Here is a 22,238-nt window from a genome sequence, read left to right on the forward strand (position 1 = left end):
TTTGGATTTCTGAATTTAGATTTTAGATTTTTTACAATCTATTATTTACTAATAAGCTGTGCTAATTGTTTTGTTAGGTTTTTTCGAGAATACTGCTGTAAACCAATTCCATGTGATTGCAATTTCCCTTCTAAAAACTGATTAAAAAAGTCCAAAATTACGCTTTTTAGTTTCTCTTTTTCAGAATAATCAAAAAATACTCCAGTATTCGTCTGCGTTACAATATCTGCGAAATCAGAACCTTGCGGTCCAATTGCAATTATCGGACGATTTGAAACCATATATTCAAACAATTTACCTGGAATAATACTTTTGGTATCTTCAGAATTAATCTCAATTAAGAGTAAAACCTGAGATTTTCTTTGATGTGCAACCGCTTCTTTATGAGAAACGTAGCCAACTAAATTTAAATATTCATTTAGTTTATGTTCTTCTATGGCATCTAAAACTTCTTGGCTTACAGCGCCAATCAGTTTTATTTCTAAATGAGTTTTAAACGCTGGAATTTCCTTCAACAACTCAACCAAAACTTCCCATAAAAATGGCGGATTTCGATCAGATAAAAATGATCCAATGTGCGCTAAGGTAAATTTATTGTCTAAAGTCTGTTGTTCAACCGTTTCAACATCATAACCATTTGTAATTACTGTAATTGGCTTATCCGTAATAGCTTCAAATTCTGTTTTTGTAGTTTTACTTGTTACGATGATTTCATCAGCAGAATTAAGTACTGTATACTCTAATTTTTTATGTTTTTTTTCTGCGTAAGAAGATAAGCGGAGTGCTTTATGATAGCCAATCGTTGTCCACGGATCGCGGAAATCGGCAAACCATTTTATATTTAATTTCTTTTGTAATTCTAAACCAATTAAATGCAGACTATGCGGCGGTCCAGAGGTTACAATTGTATCAATATTATTTTCCTTAATATATTTTTCAAGATAAGAAACCGAAGGTTCAACCCAAAATACACGGGCATCTGGAATAAAAAGATTGCCACGAACCCAAAGAAAAGTTTTGTCTAAAAACGTCTGTTTTTTCTTTTGAGGAAAAATTCCAGAACTGATTTTTTTTGTTTTATTTTTTGAAAAAATAGAAGCCAATTGGTATGGTTCCCAAATTTTATTCTTTAAAACAATTACCTTATCTGATATTTCACTCACCAAACCTTCATCAACAATCGGATAAGTTGGATTTTCCGGAACATAAACAATTGGCTGTACATCAAACTCTGGTAAATATTTCACAAATTTTAACCAACGCTGTACACCAGGTCCACCCGCAGGCGGAAAATAATAGGTAATTATTAAGAGCTTTTTTTGTTCCATTTAGGCATTATTCAGTTTCACAGAGATCCACAAAGTTTTCGCTAAGTGTCACAAAGATTTTTAATTATTTTTGAGTATCTCCGTGATTACTTTGTGAATTTTTGCGAAAAAATTTCTCAAAATAAATTCCGCCAACTAAAAGCAATAACATTCCAATTGAACTCATTAGCGTAATTGTTCCACCAGTTTTAATAACCTGTGGTTCAAATTTAAATTCAATTGTATGTTTTCCAGCAGGAACCTCCATTGCTCTTAAAACATAATCAACTGGGAAATGATCTGTTAATTTACCATCAACATAGGCATTCCAACCATTTTTATAATATATCTCTGAGAAAACAGCCAAACCATCTTTCTCATTTTCAGATTTGTATTTAATATAATTCGGCTTGTAAGTCACCACTTTTATCGTTCCAGTTGTATCAAAAGCTTTCTTAAGCCTTGCATTTTGGAACTTGCTTTCATGCTCATGAACATTAAAAACCGCTACATTCTTAGTATCAATTGTATTTAATGCTTTCATTACATCATCTGGCTTATTTACCAATTTTACAGAACTTACAAACCAAGCATTTCCATTAGCATCTGGATTAATTGTCGGTATTTCTTTTCCTTCTTTATCGGTTTGAATAACATACTTAACATTTAACATATTAAGTATTTCAAGATTATTTTTCGCAATCTGATAATCAAAAAGCTGCTGCATTCTACGAGGTTTTGCTGCGTGATAACCGCCAATAGAACTATGAAAATAAGAAGCTCTTGCACTTGACATATTACCATTTACTTCAAAAACCCTGTAATGTGTTGTGTCTTTCAAAATCTCTGCATCAGCTGCTGTTTCTTGAAAAGGAGCTGCAATCTGAACAGGGCTTACAAAATCTTTAGCAGAAACATATTTTTTATCTACAAAGAACAAATCAAAAATCATGATAAGTCCAACAATAATCAAGGTTGTCGTCTGAGAAAATTTATTTTTAAGGAACAACCACAAGATTCCAAAAGTGATTGCAATTAGAAAACCTGTACGCAATAAATCTGCATAATACATGGTCATTCTATCTTCTTTAAGTGCATCAACGAAATCTTGCCCATAAGTTTCCAAGAAGTATTGATCGCTTGCTCCAGAAAAATGGAAAAAGCCTTTTGCTATTGCTAGAATCAATATCACTCCAATTCCAAAAACTCCTGTTTGCACTAATGCTTTTTGCTGTTGCTTAGGTTCATCTTTTGCCTTAAAAAATGATTGGATTCCCATGACAGCTAAAACAGGAAAACACAATTCTAAAATTACCTGAATAGAAGATACTGCTCTAAACTTATCGTACATTGGCACGTAGTCTATAAAAAAGTCTGTCAGCAGCGGAAAATTTTTACCCCAAGAAAGTACTAATGAAAATAGTGCTCCTCCTAGAAATACATATTTAACTTTTCTGTCATCTATAAATAGTGCTAAAACAGCCAAAAAGAATACAACAGCACCAATGTATGCCGGAGCGGCAACAATAGGCTGATCTCCCCAATATGTTGGCATACCTGAAGCATATTCTTGCGCTTGAGAAGGAGAAGCTCCTTTCTCTATAAAGAAAGAATACATTCTACTATCTGCACCTAAATTTTCGTGATTTGATCCACCAAAAAGTCTTGGCGCAATAAGATTAAAACTTTCTGCAATCCCGTAGCTATATTCCGTAATATATTCGCGACTTAAAGCATTTTCATTTGTTTTTTTAGTTCCGTCAGGATTGAATGTTAATTCGCTATTGCTTCGTGTACTAAATTTAGCATATTCACTTGTTGCTAATAAATTTCCAGCATTTGCACCTATAGCAAAAATTCCCGCTAAAATTAAAGTTCCGCTTGAAATTAAAAGTCCTTTATAATCTTTTTCTTTAATAAAATTGAACGCAAAATAACCCGAAAGTATCAATAAGAAAATCAATAAATAATAAGTCATTTGGAAGTGATTGGCACTAATTTCTAATGCCACGGCAAACATAGTAAGTAAACCTCCCCAAATATATTTTTTCTGAAAGACAAGTATAAATCCTGCTATAACTAAAGGCATATAAGCAATAGCGTGTGCTTTAGCATTATGGCCGACTCCTAAAATAATAATTAAATAAGTTGAAAAACCAAAAGCAATGGCACCAATGAAAGCTTTTAGAGGATCGGTTTTCAAAACCAATAACAAGCCATAAAAACCAAGGAAATATAAAAATAAGTAATCTGCAGGTCTTGGAAGAAAACGCAGCAAATCATCTATTTTACCCACAAAATCATTTGGATAATTTGCTCCAAGCTGATAAGTAGGCATACCGCCAAAAGCTGAATTCGTCCAATAAGGTTCGGCATTTTCTATCGCTCTAAAGTCATTTTGCTCTTTTGCCATTCCGGTATATTGAGCAATATCTGACTGGAAAATTTGTTTTCCTTGTAGAACTGGATAAAAATAAATTAATGAAACAAGAATAAAGCCCAGAATAACAAGGGCATGCACGTAGAACTTATTTACTATTTTCAATTTTGGCTGGTTTGGGTTAAAATGAATCCTAATTTTTCAGGACACAAAACTAATCTATTTCTTCGTAATCAACATACTCTCCCACTTTTTTGGTCGCGCGCGGGTTTTTAGCATTAGCAGTATTAATGATTATTTCGTCATTAGTATTGTTATTGCTACTATTTTGATAAGTGTTACCTTGATTATACTGCTGTTGTCTTTGAAAATTTTCACTAGCATTTTCTACCGCTTTTTTAACCAATATTGGCAAAAAGATTCTAGCTAAAAATTTAAAAATGTAATAAAAAGCTATAACCCACATGATGGTTTTTAACAAACCTGAAAATGATGCTTCTTGCATAACTATATATTTTTTTCCAAAATTAATAAATCCGTTGCTTAAAAATAAAATATGAATCTTAAATAAATAATAAAATATGTACATTTGAAATGCGTTATCACTTTCTAAACCTATAAAGAAAATTATGTTCAAAATTAAAAACTTACTTGCCCCAGTACTTTTTTTTATTCCACAACTGTTTTTTGCGCAATATACTGACGTCATTAATTCCAATCGCCCTGGCGAAACCATGTCAGCTTACGGTGTTGGAAAATCCGTAATTCAAGCCGAACTCGGTGTTTACGGTATTAAAGAAAAACACGATTTACTAAATTATGATGCCAGCGGTTTTGGTACCGATTTCTCTCTTAGATACGGTGCTTTTCTAGAAAAACTAGAATTTATACTGGATGTGCAATATCAAATGGCAAATTTTGACACGCCTTATACAAGCTACAAGAAAAACAATTTTAGACAGACAGTTCTTGGTGCAAAATACTTGATTTACGATCCTTACAAAAATAAAAGAGAAGCAAACATCTACAGCTATAAAGCCAATCACAGCTTTAATTGGCGTGAATTAATTCCTGCAGTTTCTGTATTTGCTGGAGCTAATTTTGTTGGTGCAGACAATCCTTATTATTTTTCTCCTGACGGTGCTGTTTCACCTAAAATTTCCTTAATTACTCAGAATTTATTTGGAGGAGGAAAATGGGTTTTTGTAACCAATATTATTGCCGATTATATCGGAACAGATTATCCAAGTTATGGATATATCTTAACTTTGACACACGGATTTAACGAAAGATGGTCTGGTTTTGTTGAAAATCAAGGTTATAAAAGCGATTTTTACAGCGATGCAATCGTTCGTGGAGGTGCCGCTTACCTTCTTTCTCCAAATTTGCAAGTTGATGCTTCTGTAAGCACAAACTTCAAAAACACACCATCTGTATTATATGGAGGAGTTGGTGTTTCATGGCGTTACGACGGCTGGTACAAAAATAAGCAAGCCGCAAATAAGGCAGATGAAAAAGCCAAAAAGAATACCGACAACGAAAAAAGCATTGATTATCAAGAAAAAGAAAGAAGACGAAAAGCGAAATACGAATAAAATTAAATAACCAAACGCTCTAAAAAGAGAATCTCAATACCAGCTTAATGATCACAATTAAAGAAGCCAAAAGCAAAAAAGAATTAACCGAATACATCAAATTTCCTTTTTCATTATACAAAGACAGCCCGTATTGGGTACCACCAATTATTGCAGATGAATTAGAATCTTTTGATAAAACGAAAAATCCTGCTTTTGATAATGCTGAAGCTTATTTTTATCTGGCTTACAGAGACAATCAGATTGTTGGACGTATCACTGCTATTATCAATTGGGCTGAAGTAAATAATCAGCATAAGCGAAAAGTTCGTTTCGGATGGTTTGATGTTATTGATGATGTTGAAGTTACCAAAGCACTTCTTGAAAAAGTATTCGAATTAGGAAGAAAACATAATTTAGAGCATGCAGAAGGTCCAATGGGATTCTCTAATCTAGATAAAGTTGGCGTTTTAACCGAAGGATACGATCAAGTTGGAACAATGATTACATGGTACAATTATCCGTATTATGTAACACATTTAGAGCAATTAGGATTTCAGGTTGAAAAACAATATATCGAAAGTATATTTCCTTTTTCTAATGTAAAACCGGAATTCTTTTTGAAAGCGCAGGCTTTAATCAAAAAACGTTACGAGCTTAGATCACTTACTTTTACGAAAACAAAAGACATTATGCCTCACGTAGACAAAATGTTTGATTTGTTTAATGAATCTTATGAAAAACTGGCTTCGTTTGTAGCTATTTCTGATGTTCAAAAAGAGTATTTTAAAAAAAAGTACATCAGTTTTATCAATCCAGAATATATAAAATTTGTTGTTGATAAAGACGATAATCTAGTAGCATTTAGTATTGTAATGCCGAGTTTTACAGAAGCTTTGCAAAAAATAAGAGGTAAATTGTTTCCGTTTGGTTTTTTACAATTATTGAAAGCTAGAAAACATAGTAAAGATGTTGTTTTTTACCTTATCGGAGTTCATCCAGACTATCAAAACAAAGGAGTAACGGCTATCATTTTTGATGAATATTACAAAACTTTTTCAGAAAAAGGAATTCAGAATTGCATTAGAACTCCAGAATTATTAGAAAATACTGCAATTCATTTACTTTGGAAAAATTTTGATCCAAAAATTCATTGCCAGAGAAAAACGTATTTGAAGAATCTTTAATTTCTAGTGATTAGTGAACAGTAAAAAGTGATTAGTTTAACTAAATAAAAAAAAATCCATTCGTCCCCAAACGAATGGATTTTTCACTTTATAAACACATATTACTCTACTTTACAATCTACTTTTGTTAATGTATTTTTTGCATCAAATTTCAACTTCTTTTTGTCTTTAAAAGACACTTTATTATTTGCTTCTACAATATCTCCATATCCTTCAATGAAAGTTCCGTCTTTTTGTAGAAAAGCAACTTCTCTAACAGATGAAACTCCTTCTGAAGAGAAAGTATAATCAGCAACCAAAGTATCACCTTTCATATTTCCAATCAAAGTTCCTTCGTTTTTATCTTTTCCTACTAAATTATAACTCAGTTTTCCGTTTACTTCTTGATGTGAGTTTACATTAAAACTCATTTCAATAACGCTTCCATTTAATCGCCAAGCATAACATTGATCTCCCGCTGGTTCTACAATTTCAGCTTCTTTTGGTGGACTTGGCGTAATTTGTACTGGCTCTGTTGTTGTGGTTTCTTTTTTGCAGGAAGCAAAAATAGACAACGCAAGTACAGCTGTTAGTGTTAGTACTTTTTTCATAATTCTTTATTTTTATTTTGTGATTTATGATATAAAGTTACCCTAAATAAAAAAAATCCATTCGCATAACGAATGGATTTTTTTACATAATTCCCACAAGAGAATTTATTTTAAAGGCTAATTACGACACGTCAACAGTTGTACGTTCTGCAATTTCTTTATAAGTTCCGTTAACTAATTTCTCACGAATTGCTTCAAAAGCGGTTAACGTTTCATCGATATCAGCTAATGTATGAGAAGCCGTAGGAATCATTCTTAACAAGATAATTCCTTTTGGAATAACTGGATACACAACGATAGAAAGGAAAATACCGTAATTTTCTCTTAAATCGTTTACCATTACCATTGCTTCAGGAATACTTCCTTCTAAGTAAACTGGTGTAATACAAGTATTTGTATCTCCAATATTAAATCCTTTTTCTTTAAGACCACTTTGCAATGCATTTACATTTTCCCAAAGTTTATCTTTAATTTCAGAAGATTTACGCAATAATTCTAAACGCTTCAAAGAACCAATTGTTTGAATCATTGGTAATGCTTTTGCAAACATTTGAGAACGTAAATTATATTTTAAATAATCGATAACCGTTTTATCTGCTGCTACGAAAGCACCAATATTAGCCATAGATTTTGCAAAAGTAGAGAAGTACACATCAATTTGATCTTGAACTCCTTGCTCCTCACCTGCTCCGGCACCAGTTTTACCCAATGTACCAAAACCGTGCGCATCATCAACTAATAAACGGAAGTTGTATTTTTCTTTAAATGCAACAATTTCTTTTAATTTTCCTTGCTGACCACGCATTCCGAAAACACCTTCAGTAATAAATAAAATACCACCGCCAGTTTCTTCAGCCATTTTAGTAGCACGTTGCAAGTTTTTCTCCATACTTTCCAAATCATTGTGTTTGTATGTGAAACGTTTACCCATGTGCAAACGAACACCATCAATGATACAAGCATGTGAATCTACATCGTAAACAATAATATCATTTTTAGTAACCAAAGCGTCAATAATAGACACCATTCCTTGGTAACCAAAATTCAATAAATAAGCAGATTCTTTCATTACGAATTCTGCCAATTCATTTTCTAATTGTTCGTGGTACGTAGTGTGTCCAGACATCATACGAGCTCCCATAGGATAAGCTGCACCAAATTGAATTGCTGCATCTGTATCTGCCTGACGAACTTCTGGATGATTTGCTAAACCTAAATAATCATTTAAACTCCAGTTTAAAATATTTTTTCCGTGAAAAGTCATTCTAGGACCCAACTCTCCTTCTAACTTCGGGAAAACATAATAACCTTCTGCCTGAGAAGCCCATTTTCCTAAAGGTCCTTTATTGTCCTGAATTCTTTCGAATAAATCTTTTACCATAATATTATGTAGTAATTTTTTTTACGTAATCAGCGAGCAAAAATAATCATTATTCTTCTAAAATTCAGAGTGTCATTTATTTTTATTTAAAAAATATCGACAAGTATTTTTTAGTAAGATTTAACTCGTAAATATTTTCATAAAAAAGTATATAAATTATCTGCAAACATGATTTTTATCATAATAAAAGACAAAACAGTCCTTTATTTTTGATTTAGGTTTAAAAACGAAAACAAAACTAAAGTATTATGGAAAGGAATTACAAAATTTGGATTAAAATGAACATCTTATTTTGTTCGTTTTTCATGCTTCTTTTATTAGGAAGTTGCAAGAAAGAGGAATCGCATAATTATGCAGATATTATGACCGAAGGAGAGATGAATGCTGAACTTACCTCGCCTCCTCATGTTCCAAAACCAGTTGGAAACAGAACAGCCATGAAATTAAAATTAAACATGGAAATTAAAGAACAAGAAGGTACAATGACAGATGGCGTAAAATATACCTATTGGACATTTGGAGGCTCGGTTCCAGGAAGTTTTATTAGAACAAGGGTTGGTGACGAAGTTGAATTTCATCTAAAAAATCATCCTGACAACAAACTGCCTCACAACATCGATTTACATGCCGTTACTGGACCAGGCGGAGGAGCAACATCTTCTCTTGTGGCGCCTGGGCACGAAAAAGTATTTAGTTTTAAAGTGATCAATCCTGGATTGTATGTATATCACTGTGCCACAGCCCCAGTCGGAATGCACATTGCAAATGGTATGTACGGATTGATTTTGGTGGAACCAGAAGGCGGACTTCCTCCTGTTGACAAAGAATACTACGTGATGCAAGGAGATTTTTACACTCAAGGTGAATATGGAGCAAAGGGTCTTCAACCGTTCGATATGAACAAAGCAGTTAAAGAAACTCCTGATTATGTTGTCTTTAATGGAAAAGTGGGATCTCTAACAAATGGAAATGAATTGACTGCAAAAGTGGGCGAAACCGTTCGTTTATTTGTTGGAAACGGTGGACCTAATTTAGTTTCTTCTTTTCATGTTATTGGAGAAATATTTGACAATGTTCATGTTGAAGGCGGAACTGTAATCAATAAAAACGTTCAGACTACTTTGATTCCTGCCGGTGGAGCTGCAATTGTTGATTTTAAAGTGGAAACTCCAGGGACTTTTATTCTGGTGGACCACTCTATTTTTAGAGCTTTTAACAAAGGCGCATTGGGAATGTTGAAAGTAGAAGGAAAAGAAAACAAAAACATTTATTCTGGAACAATTCAGGAAGGAATTTATTTGCCTGAAGGTGGAACGATTCAGAAAATGCCAGGAAGTAGTGCAGTTAAAACTGAAATCCCTAAACGAACTGTTGCCGAAAAAGCAAAAATAGGTAAAGAAATATTCGGAACCACTTGCTTCGCCTGCCATCAATCTGAAGGACAAGGAATTCCGAATACTTTCCCTCCTTTAGCAAAATCAGACTACTTGAATGCAGACTCTAAACGTGCGATTAAAACAATTCTGCATGGTTTAACTGGCGAAATCAGCGTTAACGGTAAAAAATACAATAACGTAATGCCTGCTCAAAATTTATCTGATGATGAGATCGCAAACGTACTAACTTATATTTATAGCAGCTGGGGAAATAACAAAACCGAAGTTACGCCAGAAATGGTCAAAGCATTAAGATAACAGCAAACAAACAGCATGAAAAAATACATTTTCATTCTAACTATCTTTTTCCTTGTCTTTAGTGTCATGAAAGCACAGGAAAAAGAAATGGCTTTCATTAACGAGGGATCTTATATCCCTCTTTATGGAGCTGTTTCTAAAAATCCCGTTCTTGTCAAATCATTTTACATGGACATTTATCCGGTTACAAATAGTCAGTTTTTAGATTTTTTAAAAAAGAATTCTTCCTATCGCAAATCAAAAATTAAAGGGATTTTTGCTGACAAAAGTTATCTCTCATACTGGATAAATGATTTAGATTTTGGAAATGCAAATCCGAAATCGCCTGTTACTGGTGTTTCTTGGTTTGCCGCTAAAAAATACTGCGAATGCGAAGGAAAACGATTAGCCACAATGGATGAATGGGAATATGTAGCAATGGCAGACACCAAAAAAATCGATGCTAGAACCAAAAAAGAATTTAACGAATATATTTTGTCTTGGTATGAAAAATCAAGAACGTATGAAAATCAAATTGGAAAAACATTCAAAAATTATTGGGGCGTTTATGATATGCATGGTTTAGTTTGGGAATGGACTTCTGATTTTAACAGCATTTTTTTATCGGGTGAATCTAGAAAAGATAAAAGCACAGACAAAAATCTCTTCTGCGGAAGTGCGTCAGTCAATGCATCCGATTTAATGGATTATGCCGCTTTTATGCGTTACGCTTTTAGAGGAAGTTTGAAAGCGCAATATTCTACAAGAAATCTTGGTTTTAGATGCGCCAGCACAACAAAACCTAAAATTTAAATTTAAATTACTTTACAATGAAAAAAATAGCATTTGCTTTTCTTCTTTTATTTTCATTTTTTGGATGTAAAGAAGCTGATAAAAAAGAAGTTAAAGCACAAACAAAAAAGGAAATCAGTGAATTATCAATTTATAATCTGCCTTCAAAATGGACAACGCAAAATGGTAAAGACATTGAATTAAAATCCTTAAGAGGAAATGTCTTGGTTATGGTAATGATCTATACGAGTTGTAAGGCAGCATGCCCGAGATTAGTTGCTGATATGCGCGACATTGAATCCAAACTAGAGAAAAAAACAAAACAGCATGTAAAATTGATTTTGGTCAGCATAGATCCGAAAATAGATACCCCACAAAGATTAAAATCATTCGCCATTGAAAATAAAATGAATCAAGATCCTTGGATATTCCTTCGTTCAACTGAAGAAAACACAAGAGAATTTGCAGCAGTTTTGGCAGTGAATTATAAACAAATTTCTCCGATAGATTTTTCGCATTCTAACATCATTAGTGTTTTTAATCCAGAAGGAGAATTGGTTTTTCAGCAGGAAGGTTTGGGCGTGAATAATGAAAAAACTATAGAAACCATAAATCAGGAAGCAGCAAAAATATAGATATTTAAATAGGTTGATTAGTAAGAAACAAGAGTAAGATTTTAGGTAGAAATCGGCTCTTGTTTTTTATTTACAATAAGTTTAAAAAAAACATGTTGCAAAGCTTCGGAGAAGCGAAATATTTATAGAAAAAATGTAGCAAGTTTATAAAAAGCTCCAGCGGAGCGAAATCTTTATCAGGTTAGAAAAAAAACTATTAGAAAATATTTCGCTCCTCCGGAGCTTCTTTTCTCTACTATCCAATTTTTCTATAAACATGTCGTTCACTCTGAAACTTCTTATTCTGAACGATGTTTTATAATTGAACTAAATACTAAAACCAATCCCAAAACTAAAAACAAACTAAACATCAAAATACTTTGAAAATATCCTGGAATACTTCCTTCTCCAAAAAAGAAGAACCAGCCTTGAAGAAACAACAAAAGTTCCGTCAAAATATATCCTAAAATAAAACACTTCAATCCTATTTTTAATGTTTTAGAATTCGCAGAAAGCATTTTATTCTGAAGCATAATTCCAAACAAAAATCCAGTTATAATTCCCAAAGTCGTTAAATGAATAAATCCAATTACAAAATTTCGAATTTGATGGGAAACAACTGCTAAATTTGGAAAAATAGTCAATAATTGAATTCCAACTTTCAAAAACAAAGAAGATAATGCCAAACCGTAAACTATTTTAGTAGTTTCATTTAATGTTTTTTTGAAATCAACAATTTGAGATTTTAGCATTTTATAGAAATAAATAAAAGCTCCTAATTGCATTAAAACGCCCAAACCATTGATATAACTCAGAATATCATTTTCGATGAACCAGCGAACTGGAAAACAAACCGTCAGTAAATTAGAAACAACCATTAGAAAGTAAAACTTCTTAAATTTTATTTCATCCATTTTATCTTGAAATTGTTTTAAAAACAATGCTAAAACTGCCAAAATAAACCAGCCATTAAATTGAAAGTGAAGAAAAAATTGAATGGCAATTTGATAAAATGCACTTTGCTTACCTAACGTACTTACGGCTGGCCCTAAACACCAAACGCCGAAAGTCGATAAAATCATAAACAAAATCGAAACCAATAAAAGTCTTTGTGAAAGTGATTTATCTTTAGAACAATCTTTCCAAACCAAACGGCAAAAAAAATAACTCAATACAATATGCAGAGTCGAAAAAATAATCGAAAACAAAGCATAACCTTGAATAGGAAAAGCAACCATCATTCCGACAACTGAAAATTCAGTCAGCCAAAATAAACGGTTATAAATTGGTTTCTGACTTTTCTCTTTCGGAATAAAAAAATGAACAATCAAAACAATAACAATCATATAAACCCAGCCCAACATGGCAACGTGCGAATGTGCATGAAGTAGAAAGCTGTAATTTAAAAAATCGATTGGAAAGAGATACATAAAACGCATTAACAATCCAAAAACACAGGCAATCAGAAAATTAAAAAAACAGCAAAGTATCCAAGTTTTTTGAGAATTCATTTTAGAAATATTTTTTAAACTTATAAAAATTATTAAACCATGTAAGTAATATAAGAAATTATAAGCTTGGCTAAAATGAACTTATATCACTTATATGGTTTAAAACATTTCTTAAAAATAAAACACCGATAATTATCATGTTTAGAGATTTTATCGGTGCTTTTCGAACTATTAAAATTAACCTTTATTCTACTTCAACAAAGTCTTTTTCTAAAACAACTGCTTTTGGAAATAAGATATTGTTTTCCAAATGAATGTGTTTGTGTAAATCTTCTTCAAATTCTCTCAGCATAGCAAAAGTTACTCTGTAAGTCGTACAAGCGTCTGCTGGCGGAGTGTAATTATTAGTCAATTCGGCAATTGCTCTAAAACGCTCACCTTCGTTATCGTGTTCGTGCATCATCATTGCAATCGGATTGGAAACAGTTCCGAAAGAAGGCTGATGCAAAATCCCGTCAGATTCTTTTGTTTTCACCATTCTTTTTACAAATGGAAACAAAATCAATTCTTCCTTTTTCATATGTTGCGATAACTCACCAGCGCATCCAATAAACAATTCATTAATTTTGAATAATTCAGGATGATTAGCTCCATGCACTTTGCACAATTTATCTAAAAACGGAAGCAAAACGCTTGTTTTTTCTTCCACATAACGGTGGTGGGTTTTCTCAATATAATCTGCCAATAAATCCAATGGCCAAGAATTGAAATCGATACTTCCATTTTTTTCTGATTGTGCCACTTGCAGTACATTTTCTAATAAAGCATCGGCATCAATGTTTTGCTTTTCACAAACTTCATTTACCGTTCGGTTTCCTTTACAGCAAAAATCTATTCTATATTTTGAAAAAACTGCAGCTGTTCTAAAATCCTCAGCTACGAAAGATCCTATTGTTTTGTTTTTTAAATTTTCCATGATAATCAATTTTAAATATGTTTTATTTTTTGTTTTTTAATGTCAGTTCAAATACAAACCAAGCCATTGTAATAAATCCGATTCCGAAGATTGAATCTCCAATCGCACGAAGCCATTTTAGCGTAATCATTTCTGGCTGCTGCATTAATTCTGATGAACGAGCATACCACATTCCGTGATTGATGCTTTCAATTGCCTGCCAAACTCCTATTGGAAGTAAACTCAGAATTGCCATCAGAAATAAACCTATGTTTAATGACCAAAAAGTAATTTTAAGCAGTTTGTTATTCCAACTTACATTTCTATATAAACTTCTCAATACAAATAATACCAAACCAATTCCTAACATTCCATACACGCCAAACAATGCAGTGTGTCCGTGTAAAGGTGTCGTATTTAATCCCTGAACATAATAAAGAGCAATCGGAGGATTGATGATAAATCCGAAGATTCCTGCTCCAAGGAAATTCCAAAACGCTACAGAAATCATGAAGTAAATTGGCCATTTGTAATCGGCAATCCATTGTGTTGATTTTGAGATTTTATAGTTTTGATATGCTTCAAACCCGATTAAAGTTAAAGGCACAACTTCTAAGGCACTGAATGTTGCTCCTAAAGCCATAATAGCCGTTGGCGTTCCTGAGAAATATAAGTGATGAAATGTTCCTAAAATTCCTCCCGACATGAAAATAATTGTCGCAAAAAGAACATTTAGCGTTGCGGTTTTTGTTTTTAATAATCCCAAACGAACAAATAAAAATGCAATTACAACGGTTGCAAATACTTCAAAAAATCCTTCAACCCAAAGGTGAACTACCCACCATCTCCAATATTCTGCAATTGCAAGATTGGTTTGTCTTCCCCACATTAATCCTGCGCCGTAAAACATTGCAATTGCTGTACAAGAAACTAAGAACAAAATGATTAGGTTTTTCTCTTCTGTTTTTTTCTTTAAAACGGGAAGTAACGGACGAATCATCAAAGCTAGCCATAAGAAAAGTCCAACTAAAAGGAAAATCTGCCAGAAACGACCTAAATCAACGTATTCATAACCTTGATGACCAAACCAAAAGTTTTGCACTAAATTTAATTTTTGCATTACTCCAAACCATTGTCCTGCCATAGAACCTAATACAATAATCAATAAAGCAACAAACAAGAAGTTAATTCCAAAACATTGAAATTTAGGATCTTTGCCCGAAACCGCTGGTGCAATGTATAATCCTGTTGCCAGCCAAGCCGTCGCAATCCAAAAAATAGCCAATTGCGTGTGCCATGTACGAGTTACAGCATAAGGAAGAATCCGATCAATCGGAATTCCATACAAACCGTTTCCTTCAACACCGTAATGAGCCGTTATGATTCCGAAAACCATTTGCAAAACCATCAATAAACTGACAATCCAAAAGTATTTAACAACTAAACCCATTGATTTTGTTTTTCCCTGCTTGATAATTGGATCTTCTTTTGGCAGTGGAAATTCTTCTTCTTTACCCGATTTTGCATGATAGAAAACCAAAATTCCAACGCTTAAAATCAATAAAATAATACTGACTCCAGACCAAGCTAAAAGTTCTGTAGTTGCAGTGTTTCCAACCAATTCATCTGATGGCCAGTTGTGTGTATAAGAAATAGTATTATCTGGACGATTTGTAACCGTTGCCCAAGTTGCCCAGAAGAAAAACGCATTCATTTTATGCATCTTGTCAATATCTTTAATTGAGTTTTTCGGGATCGCGTATTCTTCTCTCAATTTATCGAGCTTAGGATCATTCGTAAAAAGACCTTTATAATATTCACTTAAATTTTCAATCGCCGCCAAACGGTTTTCAGAAATGGTAAGGATTCTTGTTTCTGAATTATAACGATTGGTTCTCAAATCTTTCTGCAATCGAATTTTCAAAGCCGATTGTTTTTCAGCATCTAATTCGTCATACTTTTTATTAAAATCTCTTTGAGCATAAATATTCAATATAAAAATAGCCTCTCTATGCAGCCAATCTGCGGTCCAGTCTGGGGCCACGTAGGCGCCGTGTCCCCAGATAGATCCCACTTCCTGGCCTCCTATACTCTGCCAGATATTTTGTCCGTCTTTAATTTCGCTTTCGCTGAAAACAACCTTTCCAGAATCGGTTACAATTTCTTTTGGAACTGGCGGTGCCTGCTGATAGATTTCATAACCATAATAACCAAGCACGGCAAATGAAATACTCATTACCAATGCAAATACTATCCATAATTTTTTTTCTCTTTTCATTTTTCTTGGGGGAAAATTTATCAATAAAAGACAAATTTATCTTTTATTAGTTTTTAAAAAAACTCCAAAGCTTTTAGGATTTGGAGTCTTTGTTAATTACTCAACAATTAAAGTACCTTTCATCATAGCCACGTGACCAGGGAAAGAACAAATAAACGGATAAGATCCTTTTTTATCAATTGTAAATTCGATTGTATCTTCTTCTCCACCTCCTAATAATTTAGTGTGAGCGATAACTGCAGCTTTTTCAGATGCTGGAATATAATCGGTAGCTTTAGCATCATTTGCTTTTAATGCGAAATCTGCTTGGTCTGTTCCTTCTTGCAAAATCACTAAATTATGTCCCATTGCTTCTTTTGGAATTTTACCAACGTGTTTCAAAGTCAATTTGATTGGTTTTCCGGCAACAGCTCTTAATTCACTTGTATTGAACTGCATTTGGTCGTTTCCTTCAATAACTAATACATTTTCTTCAGTTGATGTTACTGGCGCTGCTTCTCCTTCTATAGAAGTTTCAGTAGTTTCTGTTTGATCTGCAGGAGCTGTTTCTTTTTTACCACAAGAAGTAACTGCTAAAAATCCCATCAGGATTAGTACTGAAATTTTGTTTTTTGTATTCATTTTTAAAATAATTTATTAAATGTTAATCGTTTATATTTAATGTTTTTAAGAAGAAATCGCCTGATTTTACATCTGAAGCCAATTGTTCTAAAGTAGTTTTAGTAAGCATTTCCAAAAGCAATCCCCTTATTTTTTTAAATTCATGATGTACAGGACAAGGGTGCTGTTCAGAGCATTCTTTCAAACCTATTCCGCAGCCGCTGTAAATTTTATTTCCATCTATAGCATCTACAATCTGGATTAGTTTTATAGATTTTACAGCTTCATTAGAAACCTCAAAACCTCCGCCAACACCTTTTGCAGAATGAATGATTCCATTTTTAGTCAAAATCTGCATAATCTTGGCTGTAAAAGGCTCTGGAGAATCTATCTCTTTTGCAACATCTTTTATTCCAACTCTAATTCCTTTAGAAGATTTGGTTGCAATAAATATCGAAGCCCTTATTCCGTATTCACACGCTTTTGAAAACATATATTGCTTTATTAATTCTTTACAAAGATATAGAGATTGAAAATAAAAGACAAATTTATCTTTAATTAATTTTCAAAAAGAAATTAGTTATTTATAATCAAAATAATTAATGCTCATTTAATCACTTATTCATCATTCAATTCTTATAAAAACCAATTTTAATTTTAACTTTGAGACTATTTAATTTTTAATATTGAAATAATGCCTTTAAGCAATTCAAAAGATTTAAAACTCGCAGTTCTTATTGATGCAGACAATGTGCCCTACAGCAATGTAAAAGGTATGATGGAAGAAATTGCAAAATTTGGAACGCCGACTACGAAAAGGATTTATGCCGACTGGACAAAACCAAATGCAAATGGCTGGAAAGGCGTTTTATTAGAACATGCTATCACTCCTATTCAACAATATAGTTATACCGTTGGAAAAAACTCCTCGGATTCTGCTCTGATTATCGATGCAATGGATTTATTGTATTCTGGAAAATTGGACGGATTCTGTATTGTTTCCAGCGACAGCGATTTTACACGTCTTGCCATAAGACTTCGTGAATCTGGAATGAAAGTAATTGGAATTGGAGAAAAGAAAACCCCAAATTCGTTTATTGTTGCCTGCGACCGATTTATTTATATTGAAGTTTTGGATGGAGCAACTCAAAAGAAAAAACCAAAAACAGTTGCCGCAGCCGATACCAAAAAACCGATTGAAAAACCTGCTGAAAAAGCACTTCATAAAGTTGACAAACAAACTATTGAATTGATTGAAGCTACAATTGAAGACATCGAAGATGATGACGGTTGGGCATTTCTTGGAGATGTCGGCAATTTGATTGTAAAGAAAAAACCTGAATTTGATCCTCGAAATTATGGGTATTCTAAACTTACTCCAATGCTGAAATCTTTGACTGATATTTTGGAGATTGATGAAAGAGAATCGGACAAAAAAGGAATCAAGCACGTTTATGTACGTCTAAGATTCAACTAATTATCGCATTTATTACCTATTTTAATTTTTTAAAAACATGAGAAAGAAATTCTTTATTTACGGATTCTTATTGTTTCTAATTGTTCTTGCAATTTATTATTACACTGGACGAGCTTATCTACTCGTTTTTGCTATCCCAATTTTATTGATTGTTGGAGCTTATAATGCTTCGCAAAAGAAACATGCTATTTTACGAAACTTTCCTGTCTTGGGTTATTTCAGATATTTGTTTGAAATGATTGCACCTGAAATCCAGCAATATTTTATAGAAAGATCTACAGATGGAAAACCTTTTTCTAGAAACCAACGTTCATTGGTATATCAAAGAGCTAAGAACATTGATTCTAGTACGCCTTTTGGAACTCAATTAAACTTAAATACCGAAAACTATGAAGGAATAAAGCATTCTATTTTTCCAGCAAAAGTAAATGAAGAATTACCTCGCGTTTTAGTTGGCGGAAAAGATTGCAAACAACCTTATTCTGCTTCACTTTTTAATGTTTCTGCAATGAGTTTTGGTTCGTTGAGCGAACACGCAGTTCGTGCCATAAATATTGGTGCGAAAAAAGGGAATTTCTACCAAAATACAGGTGAAGGTGGTCTGACTGAATTTCATTTGGCTGGTGGCGGCGACATCACTTGGCAGATTGGAACAGGATATTTTGGATGCCGTGACGCAGAGGGAAATTTTAGTCCTGAAAATTTTGCTGAAAAAGCCAATCTTCCGAATGTAAAAATGATTGAAATTAAGCTTTCACAAGGTGCAAAACCAGGTCACGGAGGTGTGCTGCCAGCGGCAAAAAACACAGAACAAATTGCTAAAATTAGAGGCGTTCAGCCACACACTATGATACTTTCTCCTCCAGGACATCATGCTTTTTCTGATTCCAAAGGTTTAATTCATTTCATAAAACAATTGCGTGACCTATCTAACGGAAAACCAATTGGTTTTAAATTATGCATTGGAAACACTGCCGAATTTGAAGCCATCTGCCAAGAAATGATTACTGAAGATATCTATCCAGATTTCATTACCATTGACGGTGCTGAAGGAGGAACTGGAGCTGCACCACTAGAATTTGCTGATGGTGTCGGAATGCCATTTGAACCTGCATTAATTTTCGTCAATAAAACTTTGGTTCGTTTAGGCATACGTGATAAAATGCGCATTATAGGAAGCGGAAAAATCATTTCTGGCTATTCTATTTTGCATGCAATTGCATTGGGTGCTGATATGTGTAATAGCGCGCGAGGATTCATGTTTTCTTTGGGCTGTATCCAAGCATTACGTTGCCATAATAACGAATGTCCAACAGGAGTGGCTACTCAAAACAAAATGCTGATGAAAGGTTTGGTTGTAACAGACAAATCAGATCGTGTATACCATTTTCATAAAAATACACTCCACTCAGCAAATGAACTTTTGGCGGCAGCTGGAAAAAGCAGTTTTGCAGATGTTGATATTAATATTTTCATGCGTGGTGATGAATTTTCAGATCTATCTGAACAGTATTTTCCAGACAATCTTAAAAACGTTACACAATTCTCATAAACAAAAAAGCCTCTTTATAAAGAGGCTTTTTCTTTTAAATCTATATTCTAATTACAATTTTGCTGTTTCTTTATTTTGTTCTGCAGCTCCTCCTTCCAAAACTGCTAATTCTTGCTGATCAACCAATTGCTGCGCTAAAATAGCATTGTTGTAAGCTAGGAAATAAACATCAAACTTTACTCCTTCAGAAATTAATGAAGTAGAAATTTGATCGTTTTTAATCATTTCTTTTAATAAATCTGGAAATGACTCTTTGTAGGCTAATTTGTTTGCGTCATTTTCTTCTAAATTTGTTTCAATTCTAATCTCAATTTTATTGTCATTTAGAAAAGCTTTTGCAGTTGTACTGGTAATTGCATTTCCTTTTATGGAAGAAGAATTATTGTAATTACTTACATGTTCCTGAATTTTCTGCTTAGTATTTTTACAGCTGATTAGAAAAAGTGCAAACGCGAAAGCAAATGCGATTTGGGTAATTTTTTTCATAAATTATTGGTTTTATAGTTATTTTTTAACTCAAACATAAATAATTTATAACATAAAAACAACATTAAATCACAAAAAACTACTTTATAATTCTTTGAATACAAATTGATTATACAAAAAAGCAGACAATTTTGTAAGAATAAAAAAGTTATTCTTCGACCTAGTTTAATCTATAATCACAAAAAAGTCTCTTTAAACAAATTTTAAAGAGACTTTCAATATGTAAGAATTTAATCGTATAATATTTATAAAAATTTAATTGATTATTTTAAATACTGAAGCGATTCCTTTGTAAGCTCTTCTCTATTTAAAACAGTATTATCATCAGCTAAATAATAAAGGTGAAATACTATTCCTTCTTCTATTAATTCTGTTGGAATCTGACCTTTTTTAATCATTGATTGTCTCATTCTTGCAAATGCTACTGAAGTAGTCGCTTTATTACCATCGTTTTGTTTTAAATTAGTTTCAAAACGCAATTCTATTTTATTGTCATTAATATAACCTCTTGCCGTAGTAAGCGTTACATTTTCAGCTTTAAAACTTGGCGCGATTGTTTTATTATAAGTAACTACATATTCCTGAAGCTTTTGTTTGGTATTTTTACAGCTTACAAGCAAAAGTACAAGTGCAAATGCAATAGCAATTTGAGATATTTTCTTAATCATAATTTTTTATTTTAATTTTTGAAGTCTTAATAAGGCTTCAAGATAATAATAATCTGCGTAATTTATAGAACAATCTATTTCACTTCCTGCAGGTTTATGTCCTGTCGAATGCAATAAAAATGCAGAATTCACATCATGACTCTGATAATTATTTGAAAGCGAAACAATCATTTTTTTTGCTTTCTCCAAATATTCAGCTTTCAATTTTTTGTCTTTTGTATAAGAACTTAATTCTAAAAGTGCCGAAGAAACAATTGCTGCTGCCGAAGCATCTCTCAGTTCGTTAGGGATATTTGGCGCATTAAAATCCCAATACGGAATTAAGTCTTCTGTTGTCAATTTATCCAGATAAACTCTCGCCAATTTATGTGCAAAATCTAAAAACTTGATGTCTTTGGTTTCTCTGTACGTCATTGTAAAACCGTAAATCGCCCAAGCTTGTCCGCGCGCCCACATACTATCGTCGCTGTAACCTTGAGCGGTTCTTCCTTTTATTTTTTTACCCGTTTCAAAATCATAAATAATCACATGATAAGACGTATTATCTGGTCTAAAATGATTTGCCATTGTGGTTTCAGCATGCTTGACAGCAATATCATATAATTTTTTATTTCTTCCATTTTTTGAAGCCCAAAAAAGCAGTTCCAAATTCATCATATTGTCAATAATCGTATTGTGACCGCCCATTTTATTATGAGGCCAAGACTGAATTGTTCCCACTTTCGGATTAAAAAGTGTTGCTAATGTATCGGCAGTTTTTAGGATAATCTGTTTGTATTCTGGATTTTTTGTTAATCTATATCCATTTCCAAAACTATTAAAAACCTGAAAACCTAAATCGTGATCTCCTGCTTTACTGACAGATAGAGGCGTTAAAAAACGACTAAATTTATCGGCTTCTTTTTCCCATTTTTTATCTTTTGTAGCTTCATACAAAAACCATAATTCACCTGGCCAGAATCCGCTTGTCCAGTCTTTGTAACCAACAAATTTCCATTCGTTACTTCCATTTGGAACAGTTCGCGGAGAAGTTCCGTCATTTGGAATTACCTTTAAAGTTTTTGAAGCTTGTTGTGCGCAGTAATCCAATTGCTTTTTAGTGTTAAACGAATTGTCTTTTTGAGAATAACCTTGATTTCCTAAAAGAAACAAAGCAGCAATTAGGGTAAAAAATTTTGCATTCATGTGGTTGATAGTTTGTTTAATCGATAAATTTATGAAATAAAGTGAATCTAATTGGGGTTTGAATTTTTTGTTACCTAAAAATGGATGA

20 protein-coding genes are annotated in these 22,238 nt (G+C 32.9%); 7 read left to right on the forward strand and 13 right to left on the reverse strand.

Annotation, left to right across the window (positions count from 1 at the left end):
• Positions 1–41: 41 nt before the first annotated feature.
• From LL966_RS08490 to LL966_RS08500, 3 genes are all read right to left on the reverse strand, one after another.
• The gene (locus LL966_RS08490; RefSeq protein WP_229352416.1) at positions 42–1,328 is read right to left on the reverse strand and encodes a glycosyltransferase family 4 protein; all 1,287 of its coding nucleotides are present in this window, start codon (positions 1,326–1,328) and stop codon (positions 42–44) included.
• 64 nt (positions 1,329–1,392) lie between these two features.
• Positions 1,393–3,852: a YfhO family protein gene (locus tag LL966_RS08495; protein ID WP_229352417.1), complete on the reverse strand. Its 2,460-nt coding sequence runs from the start codon at positions 3,850–3,852 to the stop codon at positions 1,393–1,395.
• Positions 3,853–3,901: 49 nt separating this feature from the next.
• Complete coding sequence (locus LL966_RS08500) at positions 3,902–4,192, reverse strand: DUF4834 family protein (RefSeq protein WP_229352419.1); 291 nt, start codon at positions 4,190–4,192, stop codon at positions 3,902–3,904.
• A 124-nt stretch (positions 4,193–4,316) separates the two neighbouring features.
• On the opposite strand from LL966_RS08500, the gene LL966_RS08505 reads away from it, so the two are divergent.
• Together LL966_RS08505 and LL966_RS08510 are read left to right on the forward strand one after the other, a co-directional pair.
• Positions 4,317–5,282 (forward strand): transporter, encoded by a 966-nt coding sequence (locus LL966_RS08505; RefSeq protein ID WP_229352420.1) that lies wholly within the window; start codon positions 4,317–4,319, stop codon positions 5,280–5,282.
• A 47-nt stretch (positions 5,283–5,329) separates the two neighbouring features.
• Entirely contained in the window at positions 5,330–6,448 is a 1,119-nt protein-coding gene (locus tag LL966_RS08510; protein ID WP_229352421.1) for a GTP cyclohydrolase, read from the forward strand.
• 101 nt (positions 6,449–6,549) lie between these two features.
• Here the strand turns inward: LL966_RS08510 and LL966_RS08515 are convergent, their stop codons facing one another.
• Positions 6,550–7,038, reverse strand: coding sequence for a hypothetical protein (locus LL966_RS08515; RefSeq protein ID WP_229352423.1), 489 nt, complete (start codon positions 7,036–7,038; stop codon positions 6,550–6,552).
• A 121-nt stretch (positions 7,039–7,159) separates the two neighbouring features.
• Positions 7,160–8,419 (reverse strand): aminotransferase class I/II-fold pyridoxal phosphate-dependent enzyme, encoded by a 1,260-nt coding sequence (locus LL966_RS08520; protein ID WP_229352425.1) that lies wholly within the window; start codon positions 8,417–8,419, stop codon positions 7,160–7,162.
• Between the two features lie 278 nt (positions 8,420–8,697).
• Here LL966_RS08520 and nirK point away from each other — a divergent pair, with 278 nt between their 5' ends.
• The 3 genes from nirK to LL966_RS08535 are packed head-to-tail and all read left to right on the forward strand — an operon-like array spanning position 8,698 to position 11,519.
• Positions 8,698–10,113: a copper-containing nitrite reductase gene (gene nirK / locus LL966_RS08525; RefSeq protein WP_394799456.1), complete on the forward strand. Its 1,416-nt coding sequence runs from the start codon at positions 8,698–8,700 to the stop codon at positions 10,111–10,113.
• A gap of 15 nt (positions 10,114–10,128) precedes the next feature.
• The gene (locus LL966_RS08530) at positions 10,129–10,905 is read left to right on the forward strand and encodes a formylglycine-generating enzyme family protein (RefSeq protein ID WP_229352427.1); all 777 of its coding nucleotides are present in this window, start codon (positions 10,129–10,131) and stop codon (positions 10,903–10,905) included.
• A 17-nt stretch (positions 10,906–10,922) separates the two neighbouring features.
• Entirely contained in the window at positions 10,923–11,519 is a 597-nt protein-coding gene (locus LL966_RS08535; protein ID WP_229352428.1) for an SCO family protein, read from the forward strand.
• Between the two features lie 278 nt (positions 11,520–11,797).
• Here LL966_RS08535 and LL966_RS08540 read toward each other — a convergent pair whose 3' ends face one another.
• From LL966_RS08540 to LL966_RS08560, 5 genes are all read right to left on the reverse strand, one after another.
• A complete protein-coding gene (locus LL966_RS08540; RefSeq protein ID WP_229352429.1) occupies positions 11,798–13,009 on the reverse strand; it encodes a cbb3-type cytochrome c oxidase subunit I in 1,212 nt (403 codons plus the stop codon).
• Positions 13,010–13,193: 184 nt separating this feature from the next.
• Positions 13,194–13,925, reverse strand: a complete 732-nt coding sequence (gene ric / locus LL966_RS08545) for an iron-sulfur cluster repair di-iron protein (protein WP_229352431.1) — start codon at positions 13,923–13,925, stop codon at positions 13,194–13,196.
• A 22-nt stretch (positions 13,926–13,947) separates the two neighbouring features.
• The gene (locus LL966_RS08550; RefSeq protein WP_229352432.1) at positions 13,948–16,182 is read right to left on the reverse strand and encodes a nitric-oxide reductase large subunit; all 2,235 of its coding nucleotides are present in this window, start codon (positions 16,180–16,182) and stop codon (positions 13,948–13,950) included.
• 96 nt (positions 16,183–16,278) lie between these two features.
• Positions 16,279–16,803, reverse strand: coding sequence for an azurin (gene azu / locus LL966_RS08555; RefSeq protein WP_229352433.1), 525 nt, complete (start codon positions 16,801–16,803; stop codon positions 16,279–16,281).
• A gap of 22 nt (positions 16,804–16,825) precedes the next feature.
• Entirely contained in the window at positions 16,826–17,275 is a 450-nt protein-coding gene (locus LL966_RS08560) for an RrF2 family transcriptional regulator (RefSeq protein ID WP_229352435.1), read from the reverse strand.
• Between the two features lie 201 nt (positions 17,276–17,476).
• On the opposite strand from LL966_RS08560, the gene LL966_RS08565 reads away from it, so the two are divergent.
• Together LL966_RS08565 and LL966_RS08570 are read left to right on the forward strand one after the other, a co-directional pair.
• The gene (locus tag LL966_RS08565; protein ID WP_229352436.1) at positions 17,477–18,259 is read left to right on the forward strand and encodes an NYN domain-containing protein; all 783 of its coding nucleotides are present in this window, start codon (positions 17,477–17,479) and stop codon (positions 18,257–18,259) included.
• A 37-nt stretch (positions 18,260–18,296) separates the two neighbouring features.
• The gene (locus LL966_RS08570) at positions 18,297–19,811 is read left to right on the forward strand and encodes an FMN-binding glutamate synthase family protein (protein ID WP_229352437.1); all 1,515 of its coding nucleotides are present in this window, start codon (positions 18,297–18,299) and stop codon (positions 19,809–19,811) included.
• Positions 19,812–19,862: 51 nt separating this feature from the next.
• Here LL966_RS08570 and LL966_RS08575 read toward each other — a convergent pair whose 3' ends face one another.
• From LL966_RS08575 to LL966_RS08585, 3 genes are all read right to left on the reverse strand, one after another.
• Positions 19,863–20,297: a hypothetical protein gene (locus tag LL966_RS08575; RefSeq protein WP_229352438.1), complete on the reverse strand. Its 435-nt coding sequence runs from the start codon at positions 20,295–20,297 to the stop codon at positions 19,863–19,865.
• Between the two features lie 263 nt (positions 20,298–20,560).
• Positions 20,561–20,965, reverse strand: a complete 405-nt coding sequence (locus LL966_RS08580; protein WP_229352439.1) for a hypothetical protein — start codon at positions 20,963–20,965, stop codon at positions 20,561–20,563.
• A gap of 6 nt (positions 20,966–20,971) precedes the next feature.
• Positions 20,972–22,150 (reverse strand): glycoside hydrolase family 88 protein, encoded by a 1,179-nt coding sequence (locus tag LL966_RS08585; protein WP_229352440.1) that lies wholly within the window; start codon positions 22,148–22,150, stop codon positions 20,972–20,974.
• Between the last annotated feature and the right edge of the window lie 88 nt (positions 22,151–22,238).

Origin of the sequence: Flavobacterium chungbukense, assembly GCF_020805785.1 — a bacterium.
Lineage (GTDB): Bacteria > Bacteroidota > Bacteroidia > Flavobacteriales > Flavobacteriaceae > Flavobacterium > Flavobacterium chungbukense.